Annotated in this window: 7 protein-coding genes and 1 pseudogene; 4 read left to right on the plus strand and 4 right to left on the minus strand. The window is 69.9% G+C overall.

The genetic code is table 11. The features are described from left to right. The coding region (locus tag JHN45_RS46665; protein ID WP_201055477.1) for a response regulator transcription factor at positions 1–663 on the plus strand (663 nt) is incomplete at its 5' end. Positions 664–728: 65 nt separating this feature from the next. Here JHN45_RS46665 and JHN45_RS46670 read toward each other — a convergent pair. Continuing rightward, positions 729–1,516, minus strand: a pseudogene (locus JHN45_RS46670) (class I SAM-dependent methyltransferase). Between the two features lie 734 nt (positions 1,517–2,250). On the opposite strand from JHN45_RS46670, the gene JHN45_RS46675 reads away from it, so the two are divergent. Next, a complete protein-coding gene (locus JHN45_RS46675) occupies positions 2,251–3,570 on the plus strand; it encodes a glycoside hydrolase family 16 protein (protein WP_201055478.1) in 1,320 nt (439 codons plus the stop codon). 37 nt (positions 3,571–3,607) lie between these two features. Here JHN45_RS46675 and JHN45_RS46680 read toward each other — a convergent pair whose 3' ends face one another. From JHN45_RS46680 to JHN45_RS46690, 3 genes are all read right to left on the minus strand, one after another. Next, the gene (locus JHN45_RS46680) at positions 3,608–4,465 is read right to left on the minus strand and encodes an endo alpha-1,4 polygalactosaminidase (RefSeq protein ID WP_200711764.1); all 858 of its coding nucleotides are present in this window, start codon (positions 4,463–4,465) and stop codon (positions 3,608–3,610) included. A gap of 626 nt (positions 4,466–5,091) precedes the next feature. Further along, positions 5,092–6,228 carry a serine hydrolase gene (locus JHN45_RS46685; RefSeq protein WP_201055480.1) on the minus strand — a complete coding sequence of 379 codons (1,137 nt, stop codon included), beginning with the start codon at positions 6,226–6,228 and terminating at the stop codon, positions 5,092–5,094. A 93-nt stretch (positions 6,229–6,321) separates the two neighbouring features. Next, a complete protein-coding gene (locus JHN45_RS46690) occupies positions 6,322–7,782 on the minus strand; it encodes an amidohydrolase family protein (RefSeq protein ID WP_201055482.1) in 1,461 nt (486 codons plus the stop codon). A gap of 271 nt (positions 7,783–8,053) precedes the next feature. Between JHN45_RS46690 and JHN45_RS46695 the strand changes: the two genes are divergently transcribed. Both JHN45_RS46695 and JHN45_RS46700 read left to right on the plus strand, forming a co-directional pair. Beyond that, on the plus strand, positions 8,054–8,875 hold the full coding sequence (locus JHN45_RS46695) for an IclR family transcriptional regulator C-terminal domain-containing protein (protein ID WP_201055484.1): 822 nt from the start codon (positions 8,054–8,056) through the stop codon (positions 8,873–8,875). An 80-nt stretch (positions 8,876–8,955) separates the two neighbouring features. Then, positions 8,956–10,068 (plus strand): CaiB/BaiF CoA-transferase family protein (locus tag JHN45_RS46700; protein WP_201055487.1); only part of this gene is annotated, 1,113 nt, incomplete at its 3' end.

The following is a 10,068-nucleotide window of genomic DNA, read 5'->3' on the forward strand; positions in this document are numbered from 1 at the left end:
ATCCGCGTACTGCTCGCCGACGACCAGACCCTCGTACGGGCCTCGTTCGCGATGCTCGTCGCGTCCGCCAAGGACATGGAGGTCGTCGCCGAGGCGGCCACCGGCCGGCAGGCCGTGGACCTCGCCCGTTCCGCGAGGGCCGACCTCGTCGTGATGGACATCCGCATGCCCGACCTGGACGGCATCGAGGCGACCCGGCTCATCGCCGCCGACGAGGACCTGGCGGGCGTGAAGGTACTCGTCCTGACGACATACGAGACCGACGAGCACATCGTCGACGCGCTGCGGGCCGGGGCCTCCGGCTTCCTGGTGAAGGACATCCGGCCGGCCGAACTCCTCGACGCCATCCGGACCGTGGCCGCCGGGGACTCCCTGCTCTCGCCAGGACCCACCTCGCGGCTCATCGCCCGATTCCTGCGCGCACCCGACACGCCGATGTCAGCGGCAGGCGGCCCGGACGGGCTTTCCGAACGGGAGCGGCAGGTGCTCACCCTGGTCGCGCGCGGGCTCAACAACGCCGAGATCGCCGAAACGCTGGGGCTCAGCCCGCTCACCGCGAAGACCCATGTCAGCCGGATCATGGGCAAGTTGGGGGCACGTGACCGGGCGCAGCTGGTGATAGTGGCGTACGAGTCGGGGCTCGTGATACCCGGGGCGGTCTGAGCACCGCCGCCAAGTCCCGTCCCAACGCGGAGAGTGGTCCTGACTTGCAACGATGGGACTTGTCTTTAGCCCGCCTGCAAGACGAAGAACAGGAAGCAAAGGAAGCGCGGCTCGGCCGCGATGGCCTCGGGGAACAGCTCGCGGGCGGCTGGCTCAGGATCCGGCTCGCTGATGGCCGTGATCCGGAAACCGGCCCGGATGAATGCCTCGATCATCGCGTGCAGCGGCCTGTGCCATCTGCTCACCAGGGCGGTCTGGCCGCCCACGGTCCACTCTACGGTCCATTGGGTGGTGTCGAAGTAGTTGCACTCGGCCTCGCGACCGGCCTCGCGGTGTATGAGGTTGATGGCAAAGGGATGGTCGACAGACGCGATCAGCCGACCGCCCGGCTTGAGTGTGCGTCGCAGCTCGGCCAGCGCCGGCCCCCAGTCCTCCAGGTAGTGCAGCACCAGGGACGCCGCTACATCGTCGAACGTGTCATCAGCGTAAGGAAGCGGGCTGCCCAGGTCCGCCAGCTGTAGGTCCGCACCGTCGCCCACTCGCTGCCGAGCCAGCTCCAGCATCCCGGCACTCGTGTCGAAGCCACTCACAATGGCGCCACGGTCGCGCAACGCGGCCATCAGGGCCCCGAGCCGCAGCCTGCGTCGAGGATCCGCCGGCCGGCCACGTCTCCAGCGAGGGCCAGCATCGCGGGTCGCTCGTAGTAGGCATTGACCAGGTTGGTTTCGTTTGCGGCCGTGTACGCCTCGGCGAACCTGTTTTAGTCGTTGGTCTTCGACGGATCCACACTCACTGCGAACGGCGAGACCAGCTTGGTGGATATCGCGTGCTCTTGGCGCTCGCTCGAGATCATGGTGCGGGAGACGTGCGCTGCAGCGGTTCGGTTCCGGGCCGCTCCCGATCGTCCTCACATCCTTGAAGATCCAACGAGCCGTGTGTCCAAGGGTCATGTCATGTCATGTCGGCCTCAGGAACAGGTACGGAACGCCAGTACCACGCCCAGCCCCAGCGCCGTACCAGCCGTCGTACACCCCACCTCCGGGACCAAGTCGCCCGCAGCGCCGGAGCGAACACCTCGCGGGCGGACCCCTCACGACACCTGCCTTCGACTCCTGAAGGCACTTCTCGCGGTCCGCGAGCGGCGCCAGGGAACATCCACTCGACGCCAGGCGCGACTTCCCGACGCTGTGCTCACAAAGTCCCAGCTCAACACGGTGTGAGTGTGCGGATCCGGCCACTGGAGAGCGCTCCACAACTCGGCGGCGCTTGGTTCGGACCTTTACCAGGACTACATACCGCATCGCCACCAGGCCTGCTTTTCAACTCGTCGCGTTGAAGCCGTTGACGCATGAAGGGGCGCGCCGGACACTCCTGCATTGAACGGCGATCCCTGCCAGGCCCACACCCGACTCAGGCCTACGGCAGTCGACATGACGGATCGTCCGGAATCAGGAGGACAACCAGGGACCGCAGATTCACGATCACCCTGAGAGCGCTCTCAGACCTGACCTGTTGACCGGTCTCCACCAGGAGCCAGGCCCCCTGCACCACTCCCCACCCGCCAGCTTGCCAGGGAGAACCCACACGATGACGAACTCCCCACCACCTGCCGGTGCGCCCGCAGGCAGCCAGAGAACCGTCCCCCTCGTCCTGGGCAGCACTCTGCTGCTGCTCATCGGCACACTCGTCAGCCTGATCGGCACCGGTGGCAGCGCCTCGGCGGCCGTACCCGGCGCTCCCACAGGCTGGACCACCGTCTTCTCCGACGACTTCAACGGATCGTCCGGCAGCGCGCTGAACCGGGCCGACTGGCTCTACGACCTGGGCACCGCATACCCCGGAGGTGCCGCCAACTGGGGAACGGGCGAGATCGAGTCGGCCACCGACTCCACGAACAACGTGTACCAGGACGGGCAGGGACACCTGGTCATCCGGGCGCTCCGGGACGGCTCCGGCCACTGGACCTCGGGACGCATCGAGACGCAGCGCACCGACTTCGCCGCCCCTCCCGGCGGACAGCTCCAGATGAGCGCGTCCATCCTCCAGCCCAACCCGGCCAGTGGGCTGGGCTATTGGCCCGCGTTCTGGGCGATGGGCGGCGCCGCCCGCCCGGTCGGCGCGACGAACTGGCCGAGCATCGGCGAGTTCGACATCATGGAGGACGTCAACGCGCTGAGCAAACACTCCACCACCTTCCACTGCGGGGTGTGGGCGGGCGAGTGCCACGACCCCGACGGCATCACCAGTGATCTCCAGCCGTGCGCGGGCTGCCAGACCGGCTACCACACGTACTCCGCGATCATCGACCGCACGAACACCGCCGCGGAGCAGCTCCGCTTCTACCTCGACGGCACTCTGACCTTCACCGTCAACGAGAACCAGGTCTCGGTCGCCACCTGGCAGGCCGCCGTCGACCACGGGTTCATGGCCATCTTCGACCTGGCGATCGCCGGTTCGTACCCCGACAAGGTCTGCGGCTGCAGTTCGGCCGCCCAGGCGGGCAGCATCACATCAGGTGCCGCCATGAGCGTGGACTGGTTCGCGGTCTACCAGCAGGGCGCCAGTGGCAGCACCACCGGTGGTACGACGACCGGCGGCACCACAGGTGGCAGCACGACCGGCGGGAGCACCGGCGGGAGCACGACGACGCCCGACTACACCGCCGGCGTGACGCGCCTGAGCAACAGTCAGGCGCAGATCACGTTCGTTCCGACCACACCCGCGGCGTACGTCGATGTGCACTACCTCATCAACAACGCCGGCCAGCAGAACTTCCGTATGACCAACAGCGGCGGCACCTGGACGCAGAACGTCACGCTCAGCGCCGGATCCACCTTGACCTATTGGTTCACCTACGAGAAGAACGGCCCCCAGTACGACAGTCCGCACTACACCTACACCCAGTGAGCCCCCTGGGCCGGTCCCGCGGGACCGGCCCAGTCCGTCAGTAGCGGTCGCAGGTCTCGCGGACGTAGCCCTCGTGACCGGCCGGGGTGACGTCGAGGTCCCGCCGTACGATGCTGATCCGGTCGCCCCAGCCCGCGCAGGCCTTCTTCATGCCCTTCTCGGTGTACTCGACGACGATGACGTGGTCGCCGAACGCGTCGACGTAGGACCCGCATTCGTCGTACTGCCCGCACTCCTCCACCACCGCGAAGTCGAGGCCAACGCGCTTGCGGTCGTTGGCGAGTTCGAGGGTGTTCTTCTGGGCGATGGCGAGGTGGCGGGCGTGCGCGTGGCGGGCGAGCAGGGTCTGGAACGCCTCGGCGTCGGCCGCGGTGAGCAGTCCGTGCGGGGCGCGGGTGTAGCTGTCGTAGTTGTCCGGCTCGACGGCGTCGAATCCCTTGTCGGCGCACGCGTCGATCCAGCCGTCCACCTTCTGCGCGATCCGCGTGCGCTTGGCCGGGGTGCCGATGTCGAGCATCGCCTCGCCCCAGTCCTCGTCCATGACGACCTTCCCGGAGCGGTCCCGCAGCAGGAGGTCGGCGTCCCAGTCCGCCTCCGCGTCCGGCTGGGCCTGGAACGCGTTGACGTAGCAGATGTTGTAGACGCCCGGGGCGGGCGAGGCCGTGTGGTCGCGGGAGACGACGGAGACGCCCTTCGGCGGGGTGTACGCGCCACCGAGTTGGTAGTCGACGCCGGCGTGGACGGGCGGTGTGGACACGTTCGCCGTCGGGGTCTTCGGCGAGCTGTCCGTGTCGGTGGCCGAGCCGGAGCAGCCGACGGCGGTGAGGGCCGTCGCGGCGAGGACGGCGGAGAGGGGCACAGTGGCGCGGCGGGAGCCGGCCTGGGACTTGCGCATGACGGTCTGCCTCTGGATGCGAGAGCATGCCCCGCCTCGGACACGCTGGATCCTGGCGACTGGGGCCGGGCTGACGGCTCGAAGGCCTGTGTCACCGGCTGGGAATGCCTTGGTTGTGCGGACCGTGGGGGTGTCGGGTGGTCCGGTGCGGTGACGATACCAAGGCGGCCGTGACCGATTGTGCCGGCCCCGGACCTGGTCGGCGGGTGTCCGGGGCCGGCAAGGGGGTGCGGTCGGGCGTACGCGTCGTCGGCGTCCGTGTGGTGCGCGCGACAGGGCGAGCAGGAAGGCCGTACTGCCCGACGGGGCCTCGGTGACAGTGAGGTTCGCCGCCGTGGTTGCGTATGACGTCCCGTGCGGTGGCCAGGCCTGGACCGGCCCGGCCGTCGTCGCCCGCGGGCCAGGGTCGCGGTGATCGCGGTGACGGTGTGCCGACGGCCGTTGTCCAGGAACTTGCCGAGAACGCGGGCCAATTGGCCGCGGCCGCCCATGCGATGCCGTGGCGCACCCGCACCCGCACCCGCACCCGGAGGGCGGGCATCGGCGCCGCGACACCCGCCTCCCGTCCGGAGCTGCGGGCCGCGTACACCGCGTCAGAACGGGCCGAGGACCACCTGCGGGAACATTCAGTCGGTCGCGGCACAGGTCCAGAAGGCACGCATCCACGCGGGGAAAGCGGGACCCGACAGGCCGCAGGGGGTGAAGAGGACGGTGACCGTGTCGGTCGACGGGTCGATGTGTGCGGCGGTGCCGGTGCCGCCCACCCAGCCGTAGCGGCCGGGGGTGTTCCACGGCTCCGTGGAGGTGACGTCGACCGAGCCGCCGTAGCCCCACCCTTGGCCCTGGAGGAAGAGGTCGCCCTCGGCGCGTTGGTCCGCGGTGAGGTGATCCGTCGTCATGAGGCGTACGGACTGAGGGGAGAGGACCGTGCCGCCGCCGGACAGCAGCATGCGGCCGAAGGCGTGCCAGTCCGCGACGGTGGACACCAGGCCTCCCGCGCCGGAGGCGAAGGCGGGCGGGGTGGACCAGGCGCCGTCGGCTGCGTCGGCGAAGGTGTGGGTGCCGTCGGGGGCTGTCAGGTAGTAGGGGGTGAGGCGGTCGCGTTCCGAGGCCGGTACTGCGAAGGCCGTGTCCTTCATCCCGAGCGGCTCGAGGATCCGCTCGGCCAGGAACTCCGGCAGCGCGCGCCCCGCGGCCCGTGCCACCAGCACGCCTTGCAGGTCGGAGCTGGCGTTGTACAGGAATGCCTCTCCGGGCTGTCGCAGCAAGGGGATGTCGGCGAGCGCGGCGACCCACTGGTCCGGGGTCAGCGGCGACCGTGGGCCTCCGTTGTACACGGCCACGTCCGCGAACAGGGGTTGAAGGGCGGGCGCGGTGAAGTCGGCCCCGAAGCCCCATCCCGAGCGCGACGACAGGACGTCCTCGACGGTGATGGGACGGGCGGCCGGCACCACGTCGTCCACCTCGCTCGCGGGCGTGCGGACGACCTTCGGGGACGCCAGTTCCGGCAGCCAGCGCGCGATCGGCGCGTCCAGGGTGAGCACGCCGTCGTCGATGAGCGCCAGCACCGCGGCGGCGGTTACGGGCTTGGTGACCGAGGAGAGCCGGAACAGGGTGTCGGCCCGCATCGGCGCCGAACCCGCGGGCTCCGTCGATCCCACGGCCGCGACCTCCACCTCGCCGGAGCGGTCCATTAGGGCGACCGCTCCGGGGAAGGCTCCCTCGGCGACGTACTTCTCCAACAGTGCGGTGAGATCGCTCATCAGATTCTGCCCCTCGTGTCACGGCCGACGGCGGATACGTCTCTACGACTGTCCGCCGGGCCGAAACTCATCGGCGCGGCACCTCACTGCTTCTCAGCTGCCGTGGGTCGAGGTGCTCCGGTAGTCGGTGTACGTGTACGGGTTGTCGAGAACCTTGGTCTCGGGGACGTCCGGGTTCATGCCCTTCGCCCAGGCCTCCTCACCCATGGTGGTGCGCAGATGGTCCACGGTCCGCTCGACGCTGCGTCGCACCGCGGCCAGGTCGGTGTCGAGCAGGCGGTGTTCGTGCTTGACCACCCGTCCGTCGACGATCACGGTGTGCACGTCGCCGCGCTGGGCCTGGAAGGCCACATGGCCGTACGGGTTGAGCAGGGGGAACGAGACCGGTGAGTGGTCGTTCTTCAGCAGCACGAGGTCGGCCTTCTTGCCCTCCTCGATACTGCCCAGGTCGCTTTCGCGGCCAAGTGCCCGCGCGCCGCCGCGAGTTGCCCACTCCACCACCTGCTCGGCGCGCAGCGCGCCGTGGGTGACGGTCTCGCCGTTCGCGTGGGCCTCCAGGTGCTCGCGGGCGCGGTCGGCGCCGAGGGTGGTGCGCATGGCGGAGAACAGGTCCCCGCTCCACCACACGCTCGTGTCCATCGAGAGGGAGACGGGGATGTCGTGGGAGCGGACCGCCCAGGTCGTGGGATAGCCCTGGCCGGCGCTCTGCTCGCTCTCCGTGGACACCGAGACCGAGCCGCCCGTGGCCGCGATGCGGTGGTAGGAGTCGGCGGACAGGGTGGAGGCGTGGACGTAGACCGTCTCGGGGGTCATGAAGCCGTGCTCGTGCATGAGCCGGATACCGTCGTCGTTTGTGGCGCCCCAGACTCCGGCGTGGGTGGTGACGGCGACGCCCAGGTCGCGGGCGACCTCGAAGGCGGGCTTCTCGGGGAAGGCTGGATCGCCGGTGACGTCGAAGGCGATCTGGAAGCCGAGCATGTCGTCGCCGGTGATGCGGCGGTTCACGAAGTCCCGGAACTGCGGTGCCGCGGTCCATTCCGCCGGGGCCTGCTGGATGTTGCCGTAGGCGAGGACGAATCGCCCGGGCACGGCCCGCAGCGCGTCCACCGCCGCGTCCGCGTGGTCGACGGTCTGGAGCCCGTGCGACCAGTCGACGACCGTGGTCACCCCGGCGTCCAGCGCTTCGACGGCGGCCAGGAGGTTCCCGGCGTGCACGTCCTCGGGCCGGAAGGCCTTGCCGTGTTCGAGGTAGTACCAGACGAAGTACTGGGTCAGGGTCCAGTCGGCGCCGTAGCCGCGCATCGCCGTCTGCCACATGTGCCGGTGCGTGTCGATCATGCCGGGCATCACGATGCCGCCGGACGCGTCGATCTCGGCGGTCCCCTCCGGCACGGCGAGCCGTGGGCCGACCGCGGTGATCCGGTCGCCCGTCACGAGCACGTCGGTGTCGCCCAGCACCCGCCGTGTGCGGTCCATGGGCAGGACGGTGCCGCCGCGCAGGACGACGGGCCGCCCCGCCGGGAAGGGGGTGGACTGGCTCGTCACTTGGCTCATCCCTGGATCTCCCACTCGACATCGGACGACTGTCCGCATGGCGGCTCTCGCTTGGTGACCGATCGTCGTCAGGGTCCTGTCCGGTGTCAATACTCCGTGGTTTCCCAATTCCGCCCGGCCATGTCTTCAGCTGTCCGCTCTACGGTCGGTCCCCAGCCTCCGCCTCCGAGCCGTCGCGACGAAGGCCTGTTCTGCTGCGTACAGTGCCCTCGACGGGTGTCCGTACGGCGGACATCCGGGAGCGAAGCCGACGGCGACCAAAGGAGCCACCATGCCGCGCGAAGGAACCGGACCCGATTTCATCGAGGCGCTGGCCCGGGGGCTGGAGGTCATCACCGCCTTCCGGCCCCGGCAGCCGGTGATGTCGCTGTCCGACGTGGCGAGTGCGACCGGGCTGGCCAGGCCGACCGCGCGCCGGATCCTGCTCACCCTGACCGAACTGGGCTACGTGCGCCAGCAGTCCGGCGGTTTCGTGCTGACCCCGCGCGTCCTGGACCTCGGCGTCGCCTACGTCCGCTCGACGGGACTGTGGGACGTGGCCCGCCCGCACCTGGAGTGGCTGGTGGAGCGCACGAACGAGTCCTGCTCGATCGCCCAGCTCGACGGCTCGGACATCGTCTACGTCGCCCGGGTCTCGGTGCCCAAGATCGTGACCCTCGCCGTGCAGATCGGCACCCGCTTCCCCGCGCTGCCGACCTCTCTGGGCAAGGTTCTGCTGGCCGCGCTGCCGACCGACGAGGCGGCCCGCGTCCTCGCCGAGCCCAGCCGCTCGGGCCTGGAGTCGGTGTGGCACCCCGGACGGGCCGAATGGGAGGCGGAGCTGCGGGAGGTGCGCGCGCGGGGCTGGGCGGTGACCGACGAGCAACTGGCCAGGGGCATCCGCTCGGTGGCCGCCCCGCTGCGGGACGGCTCGGGCCGCGTCGTCGCGAGCCTCAACGTGAACGCGCACGCCGCCGAGACCTCGATGGAGGTGCTGCTCGACGACCATCTGCCGCTCCTCCTCCAGGCCGCCGGCGAGATCAGCCTGGACTTCGCACGGCTGGAGTCCGCGCCCCACGCGGTCCGGCCGTCCGCCCGTGCGGCGCGACCGTGATGTCTTGACGCCTGCGTCGTCCGGGACGGAGAATCACTTCCCGGACACCTGTCCGGTGTACGGACAGAAAGGCAAGGTTCATGTCGCAGAGCGCCAAGCCCACTCCGCCGGGCACCGCGGGCCCGCTCTCCGGGGTGCTGGTCGCGGACTTCTCACGGATCCTTGCCGGGCCGTACGCCACGATGCTGCTCGCCGACCTGGGGGCCGACGTCGTCAAGGTCGAGGGACCGGTCGGTGACGACACCCGCTCCTGGATGCCGCCGACGCGCGACGAGGTCTCGACGTACTACCTCGGGATCAACCGGGGGAAGCGTTCGATCTCCCTCGACCTGCGCGACGAGGAGGACGCCGCGGTCGCCCGGAACCTCGCCCGGCGGGCGGACGTGCTGATCGAGAACCTCAAGCCCGGCGGCATGGCGAAGTACGGACTGGACTACGACTCGGTCCGGCAGGACAACCCCGGGCTGATCTATACGTCGATCACCGGCTTCGGCGCCGGACCCGGCCGGCACGTCCCCGGCTACGACCTCATGGTGCAGGCCATCTCGGGACTCATGAGCCTGACGGGCGACCCCGACGGGCCGCCGTACCGGGCCGGGATCTCCGTGTTCGACGTGATGGCCGGCAACCACGCCACGATCGGCATCCTCGCCGCACTGCGCCATCGGGACGCCACAGGGACGGGCCAGCTCGTCGAGGTGAACCTGCTGTCCTCGGCCCTGACCGGACTGGTCAACCACAGCTCGGCCTACGTCGCCGGCGACACCGTGCCCTACCGGATGGGCAACGCCCACCCCAGCGTCTTCCCCTACGAACCGCTGCCCACCGCCGACAACGACCTCATCGTGACGGCCGCCAACGACGGCCAGTTCCGCAGGCTGTGCGAGGTTCTCGGCATACCCGAGGTGGCCGACGACCCGCGCTTCGCGCGCAACGCCGACCGCACCGCCCACCGCGACCTGCTGCGGCCGTTGCTGGCCGAGCGGCTGAAGACCCGCGGGGCCACCGAGTGGTTCGAGGCACTGGTGGAGGCCGGTGTGCCGAGCGGACCGATCAACACCATCGACGGCGGCTTCGCCATGGCCGACCGCTTCGGACTCGACCCCGTCGTCACCGTGGGCGAGGGCGACCGCGCGGTCCCCACCACCCGGCACCCCATCCGCTTCTCCGCCACCCCCGCCTCCTACCGACTG

This window comes from Streptomyces sp. MBT53, assembly GCF_016654115.1.
In the GTDB taxonomy this organism is placed as follows: Bacteria; Actinomycetota; Actinomycetes; order Streptomycetales; family Streptomycetaceae; genus Streptomyces.